Source organism: Thalassotalea sp. 273M-4, assembly GCF_041410465.1.
Classification (GTDB): Bacteria; Pseudomonadota; Gammaproteobacteria; order Enterobacterales; family Alteromonadaceae; genus Thalassotalea_A; species Thalassotalea_A aquiviva.
In genome coordinates this window covers 597,999-621,562 of sequence record NZ_CP166961.1, presented here as the reverse complement: position 1 = coordinate 621,562, position 23,564 = coordinate 597,999, and the positions used below count along the sequence as shown (strand labels likewise).

Here is a 23,564-nt window from a genome sequence, read left to right as displayed (position 1 = left end):
TTGTTAGCTCTGTAGCCGCCTTCGGCAAAATAAATCTTACACCTCTCATTTTTTCGCCCTCGCCACCTCGCAACATTTATCTAACAAGCCTTTTATTTACCATTGACAGCGTGTTATAAACTGATTAATGTTAAAGCTTAGTTAAATCATAAACAGACAAACACGATGATTCATTATTTTAAACACATTCTTCTGCTAAACCTCCTGCACACCTCCTGCGGGCGTTTTTCTGTTGTTTAAAATAAACGAAAGATAAACATAAACCCGCATCAAAATGCGGGTTTTTTTATTCCCGTAAATCGGTGAATTGCAATGGGAAAAGCTATGGATACGGTAAAGATATTTGATACAACCCTTCGAGATGGTGAACAAGCTTTAATGTCAAGCCTGTCGGTGCGAGAAAAACTGCAAATAGCCTTGGCTATTGAGCGCTTGGGGGTCGATATTATGGAAGTCGGTTTTCCGGTATCATCACCAGGAGATTTTGAGTCGGTTAATACCATAGCCAAAACCGTAAAAAACTCGGTTGTTTGTGGTTTATCAAGAGCGGTTGAAGCCGACATTCAAGCTTGTGCCGATGCCTTAAAACCGGCAGAAAGATTTCGTATACACACCTTTATTTCCACGTCTGATGTGCATGTACAGCATAAATTGAAACGGCCATTTTCTGAAGTGCAAGCGATGGCGGTTAAAGCCGTACAGTTTGCCAGACGATTTACTGATGACGTTGAGTTTTCTTGTGAAGATGCTGGTCGCACCCCAATAGACAACCTATGTCGGATGGTTGAAGCAGCAATTAATGCCGGTGCGACTACGGTTAATATTCCAGATACTGTGGGCTATACCCTACCCGATGAATTTGGTGGCATCATCAGCAATATTTTTAATCGCGTACCAAACATCGACAAAGCCATTATTTCAGTACATTGTCATAACGACCTCGGCTTGAGTGTGGCCAACTCAATAGCAGCAGTACAGGCCGGTGCGCGTCAAATTGAGGCCACGGTAAATGGTATCGGTGAGCGTGCGGGTAATTGTTCATTAGAAGAAGTGGCGATGATAATGAAAACTCGCGCCGATATATTAGGCTTAACCACCAATATTAAACACAAAGAAATTGCTCGTACCTCTCGCCTTGTTAGTCAAATTTGTAATATGCCTGTGCAAGCCAACAAAGCGATTGTTGGCGCCAACGCCTTTAGCCATTCTTCAGGTATTCACCAAGATGGCATGTTAAAGGCGGCCAATACCTACGAAATTATGACACCAGAGAGTGTCGGTATCAGCAAAACCAAATTAAACCTTACCTCTCGCAGTGGTCGCCATGTAATTAAACATAGAATGCAAGAATTGGGCTATCAACAAAGTGAGTATGATTTAGAAGAGTTATATCAAGACTTCTTAAAACTGGCCGATAAAAAAGGTCAGGTATTTGATGACGATTTAGAAGCTTTATTGTTTAAACACAATCAAGAAGATGACGGCGATAACTACCGAATTGACTATATGAATGTTATTTCTGGTAGCGGCGAATTTGCCACCGCAAGCGTCAAAATATGCTGTGGCGACAACGAAACCATTCATTCGGCAACGGGTAACGGCCCTGTTGATGCGTTATATCGCGCAATAAAAGAAACCGTCGACATTGATTTTGAAGTCGCTGATTACAAAATCTCGAATAAAGGTGCGGGCGAAGACGGTCTTGGACAAGCCAATATTATTGTTCGTTGGCAAGAGCGAAACTTCCATGGTTATGGTTTAGAAACCGATATTATCGAGGCGTCAGCTCAAGCCCTTATTCAAGCCATTAACAGCATTGTTAGAGCACAAAACTTGGCGCGGATACGCCAACAAAAATACCAACAAAAACATAAAATCCAAGGAATTTAAGCGATGGCAAAAATAGCGGTATTAGCCGGTGACGGTATTGGTCCAGAAGTGATGGTAGAAGCCAAAAAAGTCTTAACTACCTGTGCGAAAATATTTCACTTTGACCTTGAGATGCAAGACTATGATGTCGGTGGCGTGGCGATTGATCGCCATGGTAATGCCCTACCACCGACAACGTTAACAGGATGTGAGCAAGCCGACGCCATTTTATTTGGCTCTGTTGGTGGCCCTAAATGGGCTAACTTAGCGCCAACACAGCAACCAGAGCGGGCTGCACTGCTTGGTCTTAGAAGCCATTTTGGCCTGTTTTGCAATATGCGCCCAGCATCATTAATGCCATCACTGTCGCATTTATCCACCTTACGTAAAGACATTAGCGAACAAGGCTTTGATGTCTTGGTGATGCGCGAGTTAACCGGTGATATTTATTTTGGTGAGCCCAAAGGCCGACGCGGTGAAGGTGAAGACGAAACCGGATTTGATTCGATGTTTTATTCAAGGGCAGAAGTTAAGCGTATTAGTCACCTTGCTTTTCAAGCCGCACAAAAGCGTAAGCATAAAGTAACCTCGGTGGATAAGGCCAATGTCTTAGCCACCAGTCAACTTTGGCGTCAGGTCGTAGAAGAAATCGCTAGCGAGTACCCTGATGTTGAACTGGAACACCTTTATGTCGATAACGCAGCGATGCAGTTAGTTAAAGATCCTGGCCAATTTGACGTGATCCTGTGCCCTAACCTTTTTGGTGATATTTTATCGGATATTTGTGCGATGGTAACAGGCTCTATGGGCCTATTGCCTTCAGCGAGTTTAAATCAAGATGGCTTTGGTATGTATGAACCAGCTGGGGGCTCTGCTCCCGATATTGCCGGTCAAGGCATTGCCAACCCCATTGCGCAAATCTTGTCAGCGGCCTTAATGTTGCGCTTTAGCTTGAATCAAGGCAAAGCCGCAAGCGCCATTGAACAAGCCGTTTCGAAGACCTTAGACGAAGGCATGCTAACCGGCGATTTATTGCCTCAGGAGCGTCAATCACAGGCCAAAACCACGGCTGAAATGGGCGATTATATTTGCCAAATGATCACAAAAATGAACAAGGACTAATTATGGCGACCACATTATACGAAAAATTATGGCAACGACATTTAGTACAAGACAAGCCGGGTGAAACGCCGTTAATTTTTGTTGACCGACATTTGATCCACGAAGTGACATCGCCACAAGCGTTTGCCAATTTAAAGTTTCATCACCGCCCCGTGCATAGCCCCAAGCGAACCATTGCCACCATGGATCATAATATCTCAACCAAGAGCTGTGACATTGATGCGGCGGGGGAGAACGCAGCCAATCAGTTAAAAACGCTTGAGCAAAATTGTCAAGAGTTTGGCATTGAGTTATACGGTATGGGCCATAAAAATCAAGGGATTGTCCACGTTATGGGGCCAGAGCTGGGCTTGACCTTACCGGGTCAGGTGATAGTTTGCGGTGATTCTCATACCGCAACCCATGGTGCTTTTGGAGCCTTGGCTTTTGGAATTGGCACCTCTGAAGTGGAGCACGTTTTAGCCACCCAAACCTTACGTCAAAATAAAGCTAAAACCATGAACATTCACTTAAGTGGCGATGTCGCTCACGGCATTACCGCTAAAGATATCATTTTAGCCATTATTGGTGCGGTTGGTCATGCTGGCGCTACTGGTTTCGTGGTGGAATACACAGGTAACGCCATAACCAATCTAAGCATGGAAGAGCGCATGACGGTGTGTAATATGAGCATTGAATTTGGTGCAAAAGCAGGTCTTATTGCGCCCGATCAGACCACCTTCGATTACCTATGCCACAAAGAATTTGCCCCTAAAGCAGGCTTATGGCTGGAAGCCGTCAATGACTGGCAAACCCTTAAAACCGACCCCGATGCCAAATTTGATGTCACCGTGAGCATTGATGCAAGTAAAATTAAGCCACAAGTAACGTGGGGCACTAACCCTGGGCAAGTAGCCGCCATTGATGAATGTGTACCTGGGCCTGAGCAGTTTAACGATCCGGTTGAGCGAGAGTCGTGTGTCAATGCCCTAAAATATATGGATTTACAACCAGGCACCAAAATTAGCGACATTTCCGTTAATAATGTCTTTATTGGTTCATGCACCAATTCTCGTATTGAAGACTTACGCATAGCCGCCAAAGTGGTCGATGGCAAACAAGTGGCATCAGGTGTGACCGCCATTGTGGTACCTGGTTCCTATCGAGTCAAACAACAAGCAGAAAGCGAAGGCCTAGCCGACATTTTTAAAGCGGCAGGCTTTGAATGGCGCCTCCCCGGATGTTCTATGTGTTTAGGCATGAACGATGACAAACTTGGCGAGGGCGATCGCTGTGCATCCACCAGTAACCGTAATTTTGAAGGTCGCCAGGGGCGTGGAGCCCGCACGCATTTGGTCAGTCCGGCAATGGCCGCGGCGGCGGCTATTGCTGGTCACTTTACGTCGGTAGAGATATAAGGAAAATCAACATGGAAAAATTCAGCACTCACACCGGTACCGTTGCACCATTAGACAGAGCCAATATTGATACCGACCAAATAATTCCAAAGCAGTTTTTGCAAAAAACCACTCGCACAGGTTTTGCCGAGCATTTATTTCATGATTGGCGTTATTTAGATTATGAAGGCACCAAAGAAAACCCAGAGTTCATTTTAAATAAGAGCGAATATAAAGGGGTGAGTATTTTGCTCGCGCGGGAAAACTTTGGTTGTGGCTCATCAAGAGAACATGCCCCATGGGCTATTCAAGAGTTTGGTTTTAAAGTAGTTATTGCACCAAGTTTTGCCGATATCTTCTTTGGCAATTGCATTAACATTGGTGTTGTTCCTGTTGTTCTGCCCGAGCACGCCATCGATGCGCTGTTTAATCAGTGCCAACAAGGTTCGCTTGAACTCACAATCGACCTAACCAACTTGCAGGTTATCAATGGTCGCGAACGCATTGATTTTTCTTTGACCGAATTTCAACAGTACTGTCTTGAAAATGGCATCGATGCGGTAGGCTGGACCTTAAAACTAAAAGATGAAATTAAACAATTTGAGCAAAACTTACCACCTTGGCAGTAAGCTTAAAATCAAACGACACAAAAAACGCATCAAGCGATAGTGACTTGATGCGTTTTATTTTATTTAATACCTCAGCGTGTTTTCGCATGATAACGCACGAAAGCGAGACCAATACAACACACTAACAACGTAAGAATGCTAAAGGGTAACACCGAGCCTGAAAACTCCGGGTTGATCAAGAAAATATTTAATGAAAAATTCACCGAACTGTGAAAAATAACCGCCAATAACACACTCTGTGTTTTCTCATACAAATACCCCATAATTAACGAAGCGCCAACCACCCAAATAAAGAACAGATAAAATGGCAAGCCTTCAACGACTCCGGTATTAAAGTAATACCCTGTTATATGCCATAAAGCCCAAAGGCAACCAACGAATGTAGATGCAACAGCCAGGCTATATTTTTGCCGAAATAAGGGTTGTAAATACCCTCGCCAACCAAGCTCTTCACCAATACTAATTAACGGGATAAATATTAGCTGCCCCATACTTACGCTTCGAAACCAGTTCTCATAATAGGCCAAGCCGGTAAAATCAGTAAAAAGCATGGTGATATAAATAAGCGTTGGCATTAACAGTAAGGCGATGGCGTAATAGCCAAGAGACACTCGATAAACAATATATTGCTTTAAAAGTTGTCGAGCTTGATGCCAACCTCCTCCAATATAACTAAACAGTACTGCCATTATCGCGGGGCCAAATAAGCCAATAAGCACCGCCGGTTTGCCAAGCTGTCCAGACTCAATAAAATACAAAGCCATCAGCATAAGCAACATAGTACTGGCTAAAAACAGCAACGGGGTTATAAAGTGCCAAGGCGTATTAACGTTTGATTGACTAAGATTATTTTCCATAGGCGCCTCCTAAAGCAAACAACTTTTTAAGGAGCAATCTTTGTTCCAAAATAATTTAAAGCAATATATTCAAAGACTTAAAAATAACAAACAAGCATCCTGAACAAAATCTTGGTCTATTTCGCGAGAAGTTAGTCATTATTAAAATTTAAAAGTTTGACTCTAAGTCATTGTTAACGTTAGTGTTAAAAAAACAATAAACAATAAGCTGGTTACAAATGGCGTTTAAATATTTGCTCTCCCTCTTTTTCATTTTTATCGTATTGGGCTGTTCTAGCTCGCCAACCATTCATTTAAATAAACGCTATTTAGACAACAAAGCGGCGAAAGCAATCAAAAGTGAACTTAAACAACTGGGATTTAATGTTGAAGAAAACCAATTGCCCTACCCAGAAGAAATCACCTCAACAAGCATCATCTATTCGCCCTTTGTACGCGATAGCGAAATAATTGAAAAAGTTGAGCATACTCTCAATACGTTTGGCTATCCTTTACAGTCAATTAACGCCCTAGTCTCTTCTAACCACTGGTACACAAAAAACTCTATTGGCCTATTTGTCGTCCCTGAACATACTCAACCCCATCAAGGCTACCATGTACGCGATCTAGCCAAACGTTATATATCGACAAACTGTGCGATTGAGATTGCACTTGAGCTCAAAAGCAATGGTATCTTTCATTACATAGAGCATGGACAGACAAAACTAAAAGGGGTTTGGCGGACAACCGGTTACCCCTATATTTTGTTAGAAAAGCAAACGCCGTATTTAAGTTATTACTACGAGGTAGGTCATGCTCAATCGAATGACTTAATAGGAAAGGTTAACATCACCTCATTAGAGCCAATAAGTAACGATAACCGCATTCAAAAGTGTCCTGTATCATTTGGCGTTCGAGACTAATAATTAATTTAGCGTTAACGATTAGCAAGCTCTTCACTTAACCATTGAAAGTGCACCTCTGTGCCTTCTTGCTGTGCGCCTTGTTCTCGTTCTAGCACGATAAAGCAATTGGCATTTGAGATGGATGACAATATGCCAGAGCCTTGCTGATTAAAAGGCGTTACCCGCCATTGCCCTTGCCCGTCAGGCTCGGCCCAAGCGCGCTGCAGTTCTTTGCGCCCAGGGCGTTTTTTAAGTGCAACGCTTAGTTTGCCGGTTAACAAAATAGGCGATTGTAATGATTTACTTTGCAAGGCTTTTAAAAAAGGCATGCCCAATTGATCTAGGGTAATGGTCGCTGACACGGGGTTACCAGGTAGCCCCAAAAAAAAGCGCTGGTTAAACTGGCCAAAGGCAAAGGGTTTACCAGGCTTTAACGCTATTTTCCAAAAGCCAATATTTCCTTTCTGCTCAATGACGTCTTTTACGTAATCGGCATCACCGACCGAAACACCGCCGGATGAGATTATCACATCGGCTTGCTCGGAGGCGCTAAGCAAGTTTTTTTCAAGCAAATTCACATCATCAGGGACAATGCCCATATCAATGACGTTGATCCCTAATCGTTTGAGCATGCCAATGCAAGTAAAGCGATTAGACTCATAAATTTTCCCAGGCGTTAGCGCCTCGCCAGATGAGATCAATTCATCGCCGGTGGCAATCACGGCTACGTTTAGACGTCGTTGCACCCAAACATCAGCGATTCCTACCGAAGCAAGTAACCCCATATCCGCTGGTGATAATTGTCTGCCCGCCTCAAATAACAATGCGCCTTGTTGGATATCTTCGCCGGCTAGGCGGATATTATCTCCAGCTTTACAGGCTTTTTTTAAAGTGATTTTATCGCCATTTCGACACACATTTTCCTGCATAACCACGCTATGTACATGTTTGGGGATTTTGGCACCTGTCATGATCCGAACGCACTGATGTGGCGCCAGCTCGCCGTTAAAGTCATCGCCAGCTAAGACATTAGCGACAACCTCAAACTCGCTGTTTTCATCGCAATATGCTGTGGCTAAGCCGTACCCATCCATCGCCGAGTTACTGTGCACAGGGACGTTAATGCCTGAGTGTATTGGCTTTGTCAAAATTCTATCTAACGCATCGATTAACGGTATTTGCTCAGCACTAAGCTCAATATTGGCATTGCGGGCAGTATTGAGCAAAAAAGACAATGCCTGTTCAAATGGCATCAAGGTATCGTTCACGCTATGACAATCACATCCCATAATGGCTCCTTGAATGATGTTTTAACTGATGAGTAACATTCTGCCACTCCTCAGGCGTATTGGTGTTGATTAATCTTGTTTGGCTTTGCACTGTCAATTCGTGTGCGCCAAGCCAATGCAACATAGACTTTACCGAGCGCTTATGAGTTTGCGTAAGGCGATCTTTTAGCTGTTGTTTTAACTCGATAGAGTAAGGCACAACACAAGGCAGAGGATGATCTGCATAGTAACTGGCCTTGCTATGTGCTGTTGAATAATTCAATAATGTCGCCAGTGTTTGCGCGTCAATACAAGGTAAGTCGACCGGCAAGATCACAAGCCAAGCATCCGCTTCAAGGTGATTAAGTACGGAGTAGATCCCACCAAGTGGGCCTACATTTTCGATGCTATCTTGAATAAAGCCCTTCTCATTGCGACTAATAAGTACCTCGTCACAACCACAGTCACGTAAGACTTTTTCGCTAAAGGCTAACATGTTGACATTTTTATGTGCGAGCAAGGCTTTATCTTGCCCCATTCTAGAAGAGCGTCCGCCGGCTAATACAACACCTATCATTTTCATAACTAACCGCCAATCATCGCCAAATGAGACGTTAAGCCGGTGCTACCTTGTTGTAATTGATGAGCTTCAACTTTTTGACTTAATAACTGCTCAATGTGCGCACACAACTGCTGATGCGTGACTTGCTTTAAAAGCGGACGTAATTCATGGCCTTGCTCAGAAAACAAGCAAAGGTGAAGTTTGCCAACCGACGATATGCGTAAGCGATTGCAAGTGTTACAAAAATCTTTTGCATAGGGCGAGATAAAACCTAAACGGCCTTTAAACTCTGGGTGCCAATATTCTTGTGCGGGACCTGCGGTGACGGCTAATCTTTTCGGCTGCCAACCACCTTCTTTTAGCTTCTGTTGTAATTTGCTTGAGCTAACATGGTTTTGACTAAAAAAAACTTGGTTATCGGCGGTTTGCATCAATTCAATAAATCGAATGGCAATACTTTCTGTTTTCACCCATTGTACAAAGCGCTCAAATTGAGACAGGTTGAATTGCTTTAGGATAACAACATTAACTTTCACCGAGTCAATTAAGCCATGCGCAAGACGAATAGCTTTCAATATTTGATCTAATTTTTGTCGCCCGGTGATGGCTTCGAACATTCGAGGGTCTAAACTATCACAGCTAACATTAATGGCATCCAGCCCACGCTCAGCCCAATCAGCAATGTGATTCTCAAGCTTATGACCATTGGTAGTTAAGGCCACGGTTTTAATACCAGGGATGCTTTTTATGCTACTGATGATCTCACCAAGGTCGCGTCTTAGTGCAGGTTCACCGCCCGTAATACGGACCTTTTCAACCCCCATATCAGCAAAAGCCGATACCAATTTTTTGATTTCACCAACCGACAAATGAGATACTTTTTCACTGCAGCCATAACCGTCTGGCAAACAGTAATTGCACTTGTAATTACAAACATCAGTAACTGATAGGCGCAGGTATTTAAATGTGCGCCCATATGAATCTTGTAACATTCAACACCTTTCCAAATTGCGGGAGGCCATGCAATTTCTTTTATGACCCGGTGGCTAAACCACGGCCAACTAACCATGCAATTTAATGTTTAGGACAGTAGGCTTCGGAGTTGCTTTAATAATTTTGAGTGTACCTGAAATTGCCTAACAAACTAAGCTTATTACCGGCTTATGTTGCGCAAGATCAAGCCATTTTAAAACGATAATTTTTACCAATCCCATTAAGGATATATTGAAAATAAAACGGGCTTATTTGGTGAAATAAGCCCGTTTAATATTATGCATGCTCTTTTAATTTGCCTACTGAAAAAAGCCCATCGAGTAATTTGTAGGTAATCAGCGACACCCCAATAGATCCTAAAACGATAAAGATCTCGCCAAGGTGCGGAGTGGCATAAATGAAGGTTTTGGTCACTTCATATATTTCATTTTTCTCAAAACCGGTACCAAAGCGGTTACTCATAGGTACGGCATTACCACCATAGACAAAGATAAGTCGTCCGACATAGCCGCCAATAATGGCAAAAACTGATGCCATAACAGTAAAGCTTGGTTTCCCTGATTTAATCACTAAAAGCAGTGCAAGGACAAAGATACAAAGCACGTAGCCGATGAAATAAAGTGAACTTAAAGGGCCAAACAAAATGATATTGGTCCATGCTTTATCAACGCTCAACAAGCCAATGATCTCAAACACGCCCAATAGCAAAATAGCAAATAACAAAGTGCGCCCAATAAGGTTAAGTAGCTGCTCGTATTCCGCTTTATCTCTGTGCACCAAAAAGGTATATAAGCCCATAATACCAAGCGACGCGACAAACGATGAAATGATAAAGTAGATGGTTAGCGCTGGAAACTCGGTCCATAAATGCCTTGCCGTGTTCATCGAAAAGAGCTTAGCCTGAATATAATATTCAATAAGATCAATACCAATACTCATGATCACAATCACAAAGGCTAACTTTCTTGCTAACGTTTTGTTGTTGGTCAATAACAGGTATATCTCAAACAAAACAAAGGGAATATAGACCATATACAATGGAAACATCATCCAAATGGCGGCCTCGGTATTGGGTGAAAATATCATCCAAGGAATATTTAACACATGCAGGTCCGTCATAATGGTAAACAAGCCTGCAAAGACCATTGAAAGCCCTAGCACCATAAAGCCCACAGCGGCCTTTTCAACGACTTTCAGTTTTAACAGTTCTGCTAAGGCAACTAGAAAGATAATCCCGCTACCGGTATAAAGCATGAACATGTAGTTTGAAATTAGCACACTCCAAGGAAGGTTTCGGTTTACTTCACCCACAGTACCAAATATCGCTTGATACATAGCCTCTTTTAATGCCGGATTGGTCGGGTCAAGCCCAGCATCATGGGCATTTACCGTGGCACTAAAGTAGCGCAGATCAAACACCTGATAAAGACCCAATACTCCAATAAGTAAAAGAAGATAAGCCAATAGCATCGCTTTATTGAAAAACAATTTTTTAAACGACACTTTATTAATGTCTAAGCCTGCAAAGGTTATTGTGTCCATTCTTCACTCCTTCTTTTGGCTGCGCGCTCATACAACGGTTTTATCTCTTCCCAAGTGTGTATTTTGGTATTAGGGCCGATGCTTTGTTTAGCGTATGCCTCATCTTCAGGAACCAAATAGAAAAGTTTTGGTAAAGTACCAAGCTCTTCTTTTTGAAAGAAAAAGCGTCTTTTCTCAAGCAGTTTCACAAGATCGCTATTCGGGTCGTCCAAGTCACCAAAGGTGCGAACCTTAGTCGGACAGGTTGCCTGACAGGCGGTAGTGCCCGTTTCGGCGATTTGATGGGCGCAAAACGTACACTTATCGACTGCGGTTTTGGTGTCATCGATAAATCTTGCGTCATATGGACACGACTCCATGCAACTTTTACATAAAATACATTTATCCGCTTCAACCTTAATGATACCGCCTGCAATGTAACGGCTAGCCTTAGTCGGGCAAACCGATACGCAGGGGGCGTCGATACAATGATTACATTGTGAAGGGTATAGATTAACAAAAGGTTTGCCATTAGCTTGACCTTCTACCATACCCACCCAGATACGCTGTTTGTCTGCACCGAGTTGAACGCCGTTTTCTTCTTTACATGCGACCTCACAAGCTCGGCAATTGATGCAGTTTTGATAATCTAGAGCCATTGCGTAGTTCATATATTAGACCTTCTTAACCGTAACGAGAGTTTGATGCATAATGGCCGAGCCATAGACAGGTTCAATGACCCCTTCTATGATTTCGTTGTCACTCGCACCGTTTCTGTGTGCAAACGTTTGACCATCTGATTTTGCACCAAAACCATGAACGTAAAAAATAGACTCCGGTACAATTTTTGGCGTCGGATACGCTTTGATACGAACCGTGCCAACACTACTACTGATCTCAATCATATCGCCATGCTCAATGCCAAGTTTCTTAGCTTCAGCATCGTTAATCCATGCATAGTTTTCGCGCATCAAATCAAGCAACATCACATTATTTTGAGTAGCGTTTTGAGTCTGTATCGCATGACGTCCAGTAATAAACTTGAACTTTCCAACTGGGACTTTGACATACTCATCTTGTTTCCAAGTTGGCATAGGGTCGACCCCTTTCCTTGCCATATTGGTTAAATAACACTCAATCTTTTTGCTTGGTGTTTTAAAGGTACGCTTCCAAGGTGCAATATCAGCTGGATTGTCGCAAGGATCACAGTGCTTATAAAAATCATTGGTGAGCATATTGAAATCCGTTTTTTCTTCAATTGGCAACACCGAGTAGACTTTTTTATCGTCAGGGTAATATTGATAACTGTTGTTATTAATCTTTTTAAATGACGCTTCCATTTCTGGGTAATAAACCCCTTTTTCGCGTAGCATTTTCCAAGCACCTTCACCGTGTTTAGCAACAAAGGCATGATGATTAAGCTCTTCTTGCGAGTGCAGATAAGGCTCGGTGAGATCAAACCCATTTTCTTGGTAATAGGTTGATTCATCTTCATCTAAAAGCTCATCTTGCACATCTTCATCATATTTTTTGGTGATTTCCCACAGCGGTTTGGAGAGCTTTTTACTTAAGCCTCGCATAATTTCGATGACAGGCTTGCTATCATACATCGGCTCGATGACTTTTTTACGCAAGCCAATCGCAGGTTCAATGCCCGCAAACGTTCGAATTGGATCTTCACGCTCAAGGTAAGAACACTCAGGCAAAATAACATCGGCCATTAATGCGGTATCACTTGGCATGGTATCGATAACAACAATCAAGTCCATTTTCTCAAGCATACGCTTTGTTCTACCACTATCAGGCACCGAGAGCATTGGGTTTTGTTTATAAACAAACATGCCCCTAATAGGGTATGGGCTTTGCCCTGCTTCGACCATATTGCGCCATGCTACCCACGAACCACTGGCACCAATAATGGCCGCCGCATCGCTTTCAATACGAGACTCAGCATTGGCGTATAAAGGCGCATTTATTTCATGCTTGGCAAGTGGTAGTTTGTCACCAAAGACAATGCCACCTTTTACATCAACACCACCACCTAACGCACTAAACAGCGCCATTGCGCGTCTTAGTTGAAAATCATTTTTACCCCACGTTGAGCGTCGACCTTGGTAGTAAATCGCTTGTGGTGCTGCCGCCATAAAGTCTCGCGCGATGGTGCGAATGGTATCTGCTGATACTCCAGAGATTTTTTCAGCCCACTCTGGGGTGTATTGATTATCTAGGATATGTTGTTGATATTTAGAGAAATCATTAAAGTTATTTTTTACGTATTCTTTGTTATACAGTTGCTCTGTTAACACCACATAAGTCAGAGCCAGCACGAATGCCAAGTCAGTCCCAGGCTTAATTGCCACATGAAGGTCTGCATGCATGGCCGTATTGGTAAAACGCGGGTCGACTGTAACTAATTTTGCGCCTCGTCCACGCGTGCGCTTAAACAAGTCTAGGGTATCTGGTGTGACAATCGCTTCCGCTCGGTTAGCACCGGCCATAATAATGTATTTGGCATTTTCAAGGTCTGCTTGACCATAAGCACCAAGGGTTAGACCATAACCCGCGGTTGTGGTTTGCAAACAAAGGCTGCCGTGATTAAGGTAATTGGCACTACCAAATTTGTCTGCCATAAAGGTTTTGAAGGTGTGCTCTGCTAAGCCTTCACCAGCGCAGTAACCAATACAAGAACGGTTATCTTTTTCTTCATCAAGAATTTTAACCATTTTGTTTTTAATATATTCAAACGCTTCATCCCAAGTCGCTTTCATATATTTACCATCACCGCGTTCACCTACTCGGATCAACGGTGTTTTTAAGCGATCAGGATCATAAAGCGCATGAATCCCTGCCACGCCTCGAGCACAAAGCATATTTCGTGATTTAGGGAACATTGGGTTGGGATTTAATTTTTTAACGATGCCATCTTCAACATCGGCGATGACACCACACTTGTTGACGCACATCTCACACAGTGTTGGCACACTATAGCTTGCCGGTTTATCTTTATTGACACTCTTACCTAGTGCAAGCACTTCAGGGCCTGATAAGGTAACACCGCCAAACACTGAAAGCACGACGCTATTTTGCAAAAAACGTCGACGAGAGAGTTGGATTTCCATACATACTCCTAATACTTGATATGCATAGCCTGTAAATTGAATAATTTTGAATAAAAAAGGTTGAAGCTAGGCTTCAACCTTTTTGTTATTGGCGCTTAAAACTGATATCTGAAGGTCGCTCGGATATCTTCTGCGCTTTCAACAGGCGCCGGCATACCAAACATTTGTGACATACCATAAGCTTCTTCAATGGTCATAGGCGCACCAGTTGCGGTACCAAAGAAACCATTTGAACCTGTGTAGTCATAATCGATTTTGGTGTAGCGTAACTGGAAGGTTAACGCATTATCGATAATTGGTAGGTTGTAGTAAGCCTCAAACGCATCACCACGAGCGGCAAGTTTAGAACCAATCATAGTATCTTCACCGTAGGTAAATGAACGCCAGTATTTGTCACCATGGTTATACTCAAGGCCGAATGAATCACCGTCCATAAAGCCTGGGAAGTTAATACCAACCCAATATGACTTACCGGTTTCTTTGTCAGCTGAACCTAACATATACTCGGTCTGCCCCATCATGTTCATCACACCATCTTTCGGGTCAGTTTTTGATACCGAGTAAGACGCAAATACACGAGTTTCATCTAAAAAGTCATTGATGAATTCACCAATACCATTCACTTCTAACGACACCGTCATGTTACTTAAAGCGCCATAGTCTTTAAGCATCATATTGCCGCCCATCACATCCATCATACTCATACCAAGCATGTTATCTGCGGTATAAATTTGCGCTTGCAAATTGTACTGACCATTGTTGTATGGGGTGATAATAAAACCAACCATATCAATGTCATCGGTGAAGTTTTCATCTTCAGCATAATCGGCATTCATCATATCAAAACGCGAACGAGCATTGCTTAAACCTCGACCTGCACATAGCTTGATGGCACTGCCTGGTAAGCCTGTGATGTTCTCCCAACGGGTGTTGACACTTAAGCCATCAAATTCAACGTTAATTGAATGTGCTAATGGAGATTGTGCTTCTTCAAAGCCTTCACGATTATTGCCTAAGAAACCATTGGTAGATGGGCGGCGACCTAGACTGAATGTCCAGCCTATATCTTCATTACCAAAGAAGGCATCACCTAAGTACAAGAAATACGCTTGTTTTACTTTGACGGTATTGTCGGTCAGGTTTTCGTTTACAATCCAGTCAAAGCCTGAAAAGCCCATTTGATCTGGCACAACGACTTCACCATAGGCTTTGTTGTAAGAAAGCTGACCACGAAAAACCAATTTTTCATTGTACTGGTAGCCCATGTTAAGCAGTAAACGGTTGGCAAGTAGTGAACTGTTTTTATTGGTTGAATCGTCGGCTCTTTTGTATTCGATGCTGTCGTGGGTTACACGATAATCGACACCAAATTTTAAGTTATGACCGGCAGTGTTAATTTGTAGCTCTCTAACTTGTTGTTTTAATTCTTCAATATCTTTACTTTGATCTGCAACAGCAGGAAAAGCTAAGCCAAGGGCTACGGCAAGAGATAATGTTGAGTGCTTCATAATATTTTCCTTTTAATCCATTAATTACAATTAGGCAGTTCACCACTATCCGCTGCATATTTCACTGCGAAGTCTTTGATATGTGGTGCAATTTTTTGGAACTTCTTACTCGCCAAGAACTCAGCGGCTTCTGGGTGTTTTTTACTAAATTCTTTGATGAATTGTTCGCCACCGTCTTTAAAGTAGGTTCCCCACTCCATTTGTAAGTGCTGAGTCGCAAATACTTGACCGTTGTAGTTAAACAAAGGTCGCAAATATTTAAGGTAATATTTTTGACCTTTAACGGGATCAGCTGCTGCGCTTAAAGACAGACCAGCAAGCAGTACGCCTAACATTAGTTTTTTCATAATGAACCTCGATGTAAGTTGTTAATAAATTTAAAGTCATTCTTTGCAGGTAAATATAAATCGTGTGCGAATTGCTCCAGGGTATGATGCTTTGCTGTTGATTTATTAGAGAGTGATTGACTGACAGGGGTTGTTGCTGACGGTTCAAATGAGACTGAAAGAGAGAAGAGATAACCGAAAAAGACAACGGAAATTAGGCTATAGATTTTCATAAGCTAAGCACTCTGAATAATTTATTTTCTAACTTTCCACACATCACTAAGAGCACCTTAATCATCGTAAATCGCACGTTTAAAATAATTTCTATATAGGTAGCGACATAGTTTTATCGCCTATTAAAGGTTCAACGTTTGAAGCTTTGTTATACGCTCAATATCAGCCTAACCTAATTTAGTGGTTACTAAATTAGGTTTTTTTAATGTATTAACAGTTATCGGACAGTTATCTGATTTATATCAAAATATTCCCCCCTTTTAGCTTTGTCTGAAACTCAAAGCGCAAGATCAAACAGCAAAAATGCGGATAAATTTAGGCAAAAAACAAAGATTTTGAATTAAGAACGGCTTAGTAAACCTGCAAATATTTTATTGAGAAAAGTTTATAGGTACTTTCAAGTGAAGTGGTTTGTGAAAATATTGTTTATGAAAAGAAGGCTACCTTATAAGAGGAAATTAACTAATTCAGTAGCTGAGGCGACTGAAAAAAATCGATATAACACATTAATATTGCTGATTAATATGAAAGCGCAACCCGATCGTACAAAGTCACTTTGAAACTTTTAAGATCCCTCATCACAAGAAGGATCTCGCTGTTATCTTTTATTCGATTTTTTACCAACTCGATAAAGCTTTTAAACTAAAACGCTGACCTTGGTATTGTAAAATCACTTCTTGCGGTAAGATCTTTTCAATCACCAAGCCTTCATCGGTCATCGCGCCAGCATAATAATCTTTACGATTTAGGCGTAGCCAACTTTGTTCGGCAATTGACGAATACATATGCATGGAAAAGTGTAAAGGAGGGACGGCATCCTGTAACCACTGCGGCATTTGGGCAAGAGGTTTTATTTCTTCTTGCGCCATTTTAACAGGTCTTTCAGGCTCTAGCGGGGTATTATTTAACGATGACGCGGTGCTACTTTGAGCTTGTTCTTCGCTAAGGGCTTGCTCAAATGCTTGTAATAACTCAGGCGAAACGCCTTCAAGATCATCGGCGTTAAAGTGTATATCACGATTTGCAGCTTGTGTTTGATTGGGATATTGTGCAGTTGTTTGCTCTAGCACTTGCTCTGTAACCTGAGTCGCTGCCACTAAAGCGCCTTGCTGTTCAATAACCCGTTTTACTTGCTCGGCAACGGCTTGTTGCTGTGCTTGTTTTTCTGCTTTTTGAAGTTGTTCTTGGCGTTCAATTTCGCCCAGCCAATAGGCTTGTTGGCGACTTGTATTGAGCTGATTGAATCGCTCTGGTTGATCAAAATACACATTCTCTTGGTATTCTTTGCTAAAGCTTGGCCATTTTAAGGGCTCATCTTGGGTCTGTATTTCCAGAACAGGTAACTCATATTCGCTCATCGGCTTTTGAGCATAATGAATCACCTGCTTACCCCCTGATAATAAAAAGCCCGCACTAAAACAAGCGACTATAACGGCAACTGTCGCAACAGATTTTTTAATCACGTTCAAGGTTTCAGAGTCTTCAACTCTATCTAGGTTATCGCTAATAAAATCGATTGAGGTTAATGGCTGCTGGCTCTTTTTAAGGGCGTCTAAAATATAGGACATAATTACTTCTCCCCCGCTAAGGCAGGTAGATTGCCTCTGGCTTGCTCAGAATGTGGCAATTTTTGCCATTGGTTTTTAGCTAACAGCGAAATCACGGTATTGGAATCGGCATATTCTTTTACCAGCAAACCTTGTTGATGTTGGTACTGTTGTAATTGATTAATGAGCAAAGGATCAAAGCGATTTAATGCCCTCGCCTCACGTTGTTGCACAACGGCGAGGTGACGTTCGAGCCATTGCCATAAACTTGGTTCACTGTTTTGGTCTATCTTGTCGACAAAATAATCTGGTGCACGCCATAAAATCGCCGCACTACCGTGCCAATTTGTTAAAAACCATTGCTTACTGACTTCTTTTTGCTGTTGTGAAAACGACAAAATCAAACGGTCTTCAGTGGGTTTATACTTTAAAAACGTAGCAAAAAAGTCATTGCCATTATCATCTTTGAACTTTAATACGGCGGGGGTTTGTAAACTTAAAAAGCCCTGCGCGCTACCACTGTACCAGTAGCATTGTAATTGAAACTCTGTCGCCGCCTGACATGGGCCTTTATTTGAGCTGGTTAATTGAATTTGCCATTGCTGATATAAGGTAGAAAATGCCTCACCTAAATCACGGCTCTGATTAATTAACCGATTCTCGACCCTGTTACGTTGCTTAAATTCATATTCGACTTGCGCTTTTTGCTCTGCTCGTTGTATGCGTTTTTGTGCTTGTAACTCTTGCGCCTGATAATGCTCTAACTGACTACTCGCAACATAGCTACCAAAATACAACGTCAAGGTAGCCGTTAGCACATAGGCGACTTTGTTTAAGTGAAACTTTTGCCAAACAGAAATGGCCAAAGTTTCAGCGCCTAGAGTTTCCGTGGCGGCTTGCAATACTATGTTTTTATCAACAACTTTGCGCTCTTTACTGTAAGCACCTAATAATGAGCGATCGCACAATAAGTTAATTATCCTAGGAACGCCTTTTGACAATTTATGAATGGCGCTTATCGCAGCGCGGCTAAATAAGGCTTGTGATGTGCCAGCGACAGCCAAGCGGTGCGTAATGTAATCGCTGATTTCTTGTTTGGTTAACGGTAATAAATGATAACGAGCGGTAATGCGTTGAGCCAATTGGCGTAAATCACGGCGTTTTAACAGCTCTTGCAACTCAGGTTGACCAATTAAAATCACTTGCAATAGCTTTTTTGTATGGGTTTCTAAATTGGTCAGCAAACGCAGTTGCTCTAACACGTGCGCATCAAGGTGCTGCGCTTCATCAATAATCAACAAGGTGTTTTTATTGTGATGATGATTGTCCAACAAGCGTCGATGAATACTATCGGTATAGGTTTTTAAGGTTGCGGTATTGCTGTCATAGTCAATACCAAGTTCATCACATATGGTGGCTAACAATTCTTTGGCCGAGAGCGTTGGGTTTAAGATAAACGCAGCTTGTGTATTCTCAGGTAATTGCTCTAATAAACACTTCGATACCGTTGTTTTGCCTGTGCCAACTTCACCAGTAAGCAACACAAAACCACCGGTTTCACCCAAACCATATGTAAGGTGAGCCAAGGCTTCTTTGTGGCGACCACTCATAAATAAGTAATGTGGGTTTGGTGCTATCGAAAAAGGAGATTCTAGAAGGCCAAAATAGCCGGTGTAGCCTGTTGTCATATGATTATTATTAAAATGATAAAAACTAGATTGAAAGTACCCAATCTAAGGTCATAAGTCAAAACATGCGGTTCAGTTTTCTATCTTTAGGCCAATACGATACACTAACATCAGACAATTTTATAAAAAAGACGAGAGTAACAACTTAGTGGCAAAACAATCGACTTTATTATCATCATTAAATATTTTTCTTGTTGGCGGCGCAGTCAGAGATAGCTTATTAAATCGGCCAATTTTAGAGCGCGATTATCTGGTGGTTGGGGCTAGCGCGGAACAAATGCTGGCACGGGGCTTTAAACAAGTTGGTAAAGATTTTCCTGTTTTTTTGCACCCCAAAACCAAAGAAGAGTATGCACTGGCCAGAACCGAGCGCAAACAAGGCAATGGTTATACTGGTTTTGTTTGTTATGCCGAACCCGACGTCACTATTGAGCAAGATTTAATGCGTCGTGATTTAACCATTAATGCAATGGCGATGAGTCCAGCGGGTGACATCATAGACCCTTACAACGGCCAAACCGATCTCAACAACAGAGTATTACGCCATGTATCGGATGCATTTAAAGAAGATCCTCTAAGGGTATTACGCGTCGCGCGTTTTGCCGCACGTTATCATTACCTCGGCTTTGAAGTGGCCGAAGAAACCATGCAACTGATGTCACATATGGTCGAGCAAGGTGAGCTGCAAGCTTTAACCCCAGATCGGGTGTGGAAAGAATTTTCTCGTGCCTTAATGGAAGACAACCCCGAAATTTTTATTGAGGTATTACGCCATTGCTCTGCTTTAAAAGTATTATGGCCAAGCTTAGATGCTCTTTGGGGTATACCTAATCCTAAAGAGCACCACCCTGAGGTCGACTCAGGTGTTCATACCCTATTGGTATTACAACAAGCGGTTACCTTAAAAGCCGGTTTGGATGTTCGTTTTGCCAGCCTGTGCCACGACTTAGGTAAAGGCTTAACCGATAAAAGCCAGTGGCCAAAACATTTCGGTCATGAAAAATCGGGCTTGGTTTTAGTAAACGAAATTTGTCAGCAGCTTAGGGTACCCAATCAAATCACTCGAGTAGCACAATTAACCTGTGAATTTCATTTGCATTGCCATCGTGCGTTTGAGCTTAGGGCTGAAACTATTTTAACGTTATTTAACAAAGTCGATGTGTGGCGCAAAGAAAGTGATTTTGACTCGTTTTTATTGGCCTGTCAGGCCGATGCCTGCGGACGGTTAGGTATGGAGAACAATCCGTACCCGCAAGCTCAATACCTACGCGAGTGCCTACAAGCGTGTAAACACCTAAAACCTGCAGACTTTGTGGCAAAAGGCCTAAAAGGAAAAGCCATAAAAGAAGCCATTAATCACACTAAAGTAGACGCCATAGCCAAAGTTAAATCGCGTTGGCAAGAAGATAATGCGAAAAGTGCTGAGTGCTAATGCTTAACCCCATAGTAGCAACAAACAGTTACCACATGCTGATCAAAAAATTCGGCTAACTTACTCAAAATTCAGCCGAGAAAAGGAGCGTAAAATGACATCGCAAGGCAATACATTTTATATGCCCAAACAAGGTAAGAACGCACAAGGTAAAGAACGAACGGTTGGCTTTGAGCTTGAGTTTTCGGGGCTTTCTTTAACACAAACTGTCGAGATCACGTGTAATACACTTAATGGCAAGATAACAGAACAAGGCCCAGCTGAAACATCAATAGAGACTGAGTATGGTGCGTTTACGGTGGAAGTAGACTGGGACTTTTTAAAGCAAACCGCTAAACATGTTGAACAAGACAGTACGCCAGAAGCCTGGCTCAATACAATATCGCAAGCGGCGCAAATATTAGTACCGATTGAAGTTGTTTGCCCGCCAATAAAAATATCTCAACTCGGGTGTTTAAATCCATTAATAGATGAGCTTCGCAAGCATGGTGCAGTGGGCACAGAAGAGTCATTGATTGCCGCCTATGGTGTGCATATAAATCCTGAAATTCCACGAATAGATGCCTCGACTATTCATCGTTACCTAAAGGCGTTTGGGTTATTGCAATACTGGCTAACTGACGTGCAAAATATCGATATTGCCCGTCGTATTAGCCCTTATATTGCCCCATTCTCAGAACAGTACTTAGTGCATTTACTGACATCACCTGAGCCGGATATGGATCAACTCATTGATGACTACTTACATTTTAATGCCACCCGTAATCGAGCCCTTGATATGCTGCCTTTGTTTAGCCATATCAATAAAGAAAAAGTATTTAAGATCGTTGATGATGCCAAAATCAAGTCGCGACCAACCTTTCATTATCGATTGCCCAATTGTCATATTGATGATCTTAACTGGCAACTTGCCGAGTCTTGGAATATTTGGTGTTTTGTTGAAAAACTTGCCAATGATCCAAGTGCGATGAACAGTTTAAGCCATTCGTTAATAGACCATAAACATGGCAAAGCTGTCGAAAAAAAACAATGGATACAAAGGATTGATCAATGGATAAAAGACCACGAATTGCCGTAACAGGTAACAATCGTCGTTGGGCTCCTGCATGGTGGTGCACTGCGCTTGCCTTGCGCTTATGTGGTGCAAAACCTATTCGAGTGTCGGTTGATCATCACTGGCATGGTGATATGCCTGATGCCATTGTTGTCGGTGGCGGCAATGACATAAATCCTGAACACTATGGCGGTGAAATTGATGCAAAGGTAAAACTGGATGTAAAGCGTGATGCGCTAGAGATCAAATGCATTAAACAAGCGTTAGAACATAATATTCCCCTGCTCGGCATTTGCCGAGGTTCGCAACTAATTAATGTGGTTTTAGGAGGCAGTTTACACCATGATATTCGCCAACTGCGTAAATTAACCTATAACAGACCCGGCTTATTACCCACCAAGCAAGTATGGCTAGAACAAGACAGTACCATAGCTAAAATCACCGGCTATCAAAAACTTCGGGTTAATAGCTTACATCATCAAGCTGTAGATAAATCGGGCAACAGCTTAAGGCGTAGCGGTTGGGATCTGGATAAGATCACTCAGGTGATTGAGTCTTCCAATGATGCCCCTGTCCTAGGGGTTCAGTGGCATCCAGAGTATCTTGCCTACTTGCCCGCCCAATTAAGCATTTTTAAATGGCTCGTTCAGCAAAGCCTAAAACGCCATGGCCAAAGCTAATATGGTAATTTAACGACAACGGTTAATTTAAACACAAAAAAGGAGCTTGTTAGCTCCTTTTCATTAACCGTAAATCATGGCGTTTCAAAACGTCGTTTTAAATAATAAAGCCAATTAGGAAAACCCCCAATATTAAGCGATAAATTACGAACGGCATCATGCCTATTTTTTCTAATAAAATTAAGAAGTAATGAATACAGGCATAGGCACTAATAAAGGCTATTGTAACGCCCATAAAAATAGCCTGCCAGTCAACGGGCTCTGCACCGGTGATAAGTTTCATCGTTAAGTAACTGCCTGCCATCCCAATAGCTGGGATCGATAATAAAAACGAAAAACGGGCGGCTGCATCACGGGTTAAACCTAACATCATCCCCATCGTCATGGTCACACCAGAGCGAGAAGTTCCCGGAATTAAGGCTATCGCTTGCGCGAGGCCAATGAACATCGCGCCTTTAAAACCCAGTTGTTCAATTTTTTTGTTCTTTTTACTTTTAATATCAACAAAACCAAGCAATAAACCAAAACCAATGGTTGTAGCCGCGATCACTGCAGCAGAGCGTAAATGCGCTTCAATAAAATCTTTACCAAATAAGCCAAATAAACCTGCTGGGATGGTGGCAAAGATGATCCACCACGCCAGCATTGAATCGGCTGTTCGTTCGTTTTTGATAATCGAATTGGTCCAGGCAAATAACATCGAGCTGACTTCACCACGAAAATAAATCATTACCGCCAGTAAAGTGCCCACATGTACCGCAACATCAAAAGCAAGGCCTTGATCAGCCCACCCTAAAATTTGTGATGGCAGAATAAGATGTGCAGAGCTCGAAATGGGCAAAAATTCAGTTAAGCCCTGAATAAGAGCCAAGAAAAAGATTTCAATCGTTGACAT

General features: G+C 42.3%; 20 protein-coding genes and 1 riboswitch. Of the genes, 8 read left to right on the top strand and 12 right to left on the bottom strand.

Annotated features, from left to right (window positions below; translation table 11 throughout):
• Nucleotides 1-324: 324 nt before the first annotated feature.
• The 4 genes from leuA to leuD are packed head-to-tail and all read left to right on the top strand — an operon-like array spanning nt 325 to nt 4,996.
• A complete protein-coding gene (gene leuA, locus ACAY00_RS02750) occupies nt 325-1,890 on the top strand; it encodes a 2-isopropylmalate synthase (protein WP_371376907.1) in 1,566 nt (521 codons plus the stop codon).
• A gap of 3 nt (nt 1,891-1,893) precedes the next feature.
• Nucleotides 1,894-2,991, top strand: a complete 1,098-nt coding sequence (gene leuB / locus ACAY00_RS02745; RefSeq protein WP_371376905.1) for a 3-isopropylmalate dehydrogenase — start codon at nt 1,894-1,896, stop codon at nt 2,989-2,991.
• A 2-nt stretch (nt 2,992-2,993) separates the two neighbouring features.
• Nucleotides 2,994-4,388 carry a 3-isopropylmalate dehydratase large subunit gene (gene leuC, locus ACAY00_RS02740; RefSeq protein WP_371376902.1) on the top strand — a complete coding sequence of 465 codons (1,395 nt, stop codon included), beginning with the start codon at nt 2,994-2,996 and terminating at the stop codon, nt 4,386-4,388.
• Nucleotides 4,389-4,399: 11 nt separating this feature from the next.
• Nucleotides 4,400-4,996, top strand: a complete 597-nt coding sequence (leuD, locus tag ACAY00_RS02735) for a 3-isopropylmalate dehydratase small subunit (RefSeq protein ID WP_371376899.1) — start codon at nt 4,400-4,402, stop codon at nt 4,994-4,996.
• Between the two features lie 71 nt (nt 4,997-5,067).
• Here the strand turns inward: leuD and ACAY00_RS02730 are convergent, their stop codons facing one another.
• The gene (locus ACAY00_RS02730) at nt 5,068-5,853 is read right to left on the bottom strand and encodes a lysostaphin resistance A-like protein (protein WP_371376895.1); all 786 of its coding nucleotides are present in this window, start codon (nt 5,851-5,853) and stop codon (nt 5,068-5,070) included.
• A 218-nt stretch (nt 5,854-6,071) separates the two neighbouring features.
• Between ACAY00_RS02730 and ACAY00_RS02725 the strand changes: the two genes are divergently transcribed.
• On the top strand, nt 6,072-6,755 hold the full coding sequence (locus ACAY00_RS02725; RefSeq protein WP_371376892.1) for a hypothetical protein: 684 nt from the start codon (nt 6,072-6,074) through the stop codon (nt 6,753-6,755).
• 14 nt (nt 6,756-6,769) lie between these two features.
• Here the strand turns inward: ACAY00_RS02725 and glp are convergent, their stop codons facing one another.
• The 10 genes from glp to ACAY00_RS02675 all read right to left on the bottom strand — a co-directional run bounded on the left by glp (nt 6,770) and on the right by ACAY00_RS02675 (nt 19,503).
• Complete coding sequence (glp, locus tag ACAY00_RS02720) at nt 6,770-8,026, bottom strand: gephyrin-like molybdotransferase Glp (protein WP_371376889.1); 1,257 nt, start codon at nt 8,024-8,026, stop codon at nt 6,770-6,772.
• On the bottom strand, nt 8,016-8,588 hold the full coding sequence (locus ACAY00_RS02715) for a molybdenum cofactor guanylyltransferase (RefSeq protein WP_371376886.1): 573 nt from the start codon (nt 8,586-8,588) through the stop codon (nt 8,016-8,018). The genes glp and ACAY00_RS02715 overlap by 11 nt, the downstream gene beginning before the upstream one ends.
• Nucleotides 8,589-8,590: 2 nt before the next feature.
• Nucleotides 8,591-9,559 carry a GTP 3',8-cyclase MoaA gene (moaA, locus tag ACAY00_RS02710; RefSeq protein ID WP_371376883.1) on the bottom strand — a complete coding sequence of 323 codons (969 nt, stop codon included), beginning with the start codon at nt 9,557-9,559 and terminating at the stop codon, nt 8,591-8,593.
• Nucleotides 9,548-9,682: riboswitch (molybdenum cofactor riboswitch) on the bottom strand. It overlaps the preceding gene by 12 nt.
• Before the next feature lie 154 nt (nt 9,683-9,836).
• Nucleotides 9,837-11,102, bottom strand: coding sequence for an NrfD/PsrC family molybdoenzyme membrane anchor subunit (gene nrfD, locus ACAY00_RS02705; protein WP_371376880.1), 1,266 nt, complete (start codon nt 11,100-11,102; stop codon nt 9,837-9,839).
• Entirely contained in the window at nt 11,090-11,752 is a 663-nt protein-coding gene (locus tag ACAY00_RS02700; protein ID WP_371376877.1) for a 4Fe-4S dicluster domain-containing protein, read from the bottom strand. The genes nrfD and ACAY00_RS02700 overlap by 13 nt, the downstream gene beginning before the upstream one ends.
• A 3-nt stretch (nt 11,753-11,755) precedes the next feature.
• A complete protein-coding gene (locus ACAY00_RS02695) occupies nt 11,756-14,200 on the bottom strand; it encodes a molybdopterin-dependent oxidoreductase (RefSeq protein WP_371376874.1) in 2,445 nt (814 codons plus the stop codon).
• A 95-nt stretch (nt 14,201-14,295) separates the two neighbouring features.
• Entirely contained in the window at nt 14,296-15,708 is a 1,413-nt protein-coding gene (locus ACAY00_RS02690; protein ID WP_371376872.1) for a DUF3373 family protein, read from the bottom strand.
• A gap of 20 nt (nt 15,709-15,728) precedes the next feature.
• Nucleotides 15,729-16,055, bottom strand: a complete 327-nt coding sequence (locus tag ACAY00_RS02685; protein ID WP_371376869.1) for a hypothetical protein — start codon at nt 16,053-16,055, stop codon at nt 15,729-15,731.
• Between the two features lie 830 nt (nt 16,056-16,885).
• The gene (locus ACAY00_RS02680) at nt 16,886-17,836 is read right to left on the bottom strand and encodes a general secretion pathway protein GspB (protein ID WP_371376866.1); all 951 of its coding nucleotides are present in this window, start codon (nt 17,834-17,836) and stop codon (nt 16,886-16,888) included.
• Nucleotides 17,837-17,838: 2 nt separating this feature from the next.
• Nucleotides 17,839-19,503, bottom strand: coding sequence for an ExeA family protein (locus ACAY00_RS02675; protein WP_371376863.1), 1,665 nt, complete (start codon nt 19,501-19,503; stop codon nt 17,839-17,841).
• Nucleotides 19,504-19,651: 148 nt separating this feature from the next.
• Here ACAY00_RS02675 and ACAY00_RS02670 point away from each other — a divergent pair, with 148 nt between their 5' ends.
• The 3 genes from ACAY00_RS02670 to ACAY00_RS02660 all read left to right on the top strand — a co-directional run bounded on the left by ACAY00_RS02670 (nt 19,652) and on the right by ACAY00_RS02660 (nt 22,669).
• On the top strand, nt 19,652-20,935 hold the full coding sequence (locus tag ACAY00_RS02670) for a multifunctional CCA addition/repair protein (RefSeq protein ID WP_371376860.1): 1,284 nt from the start codon (nt 19,652-19,654) through the stop codon (nt 20,933-20,935).
• A 94-nt stretch (nt 20,936-21,029) separates the two neighbouring features.
• The gene (locus ACAY00_RS02665) at nt 21,030-22,013 is read left to right on the top strand and encodes an amidoligase family protein (RefSeq protein WP_371376858.1); all 984 of its coding nucleotides are present in this window, start codon (nt 21,030-21,032) and stop codon (nt 22,011-22,013) included.
• Nucleotides 21,986-22,669: a gamma-glutamyl-gamma-aminobutyrate hydrolase family protein gene (locus ACAY00_RS02660; protein WP_371376855.1), complete on the top strand. Its 684-nt coding sequence runs from the start codon at nt 21,986-21,988 to the stop codon at nt 22,667-22,669. The genes ACAY00_RS02665 and ACAY00_RS02660 overlap by 28 nt, the downstream gene beginning before the upstream one ends.
• A 97-nt stretch (nt 22,670-22,766) precedes the next feature.
• On the opposite strand, the gene ACAY00_RS02655 is transcribed toward ACAY00_RS02660, so the two are convergent.
• Nucleotides 22,767-23,564, bottom strand: a complete 798-nt coding sequence (locus ACAY00_RS02655; RefSeq protein WP_371376852.1) for an undecaprenyl-diphosphate phosphatase — start codon at nt 23,562-23,564, stop codon at nt 22,767-22,769.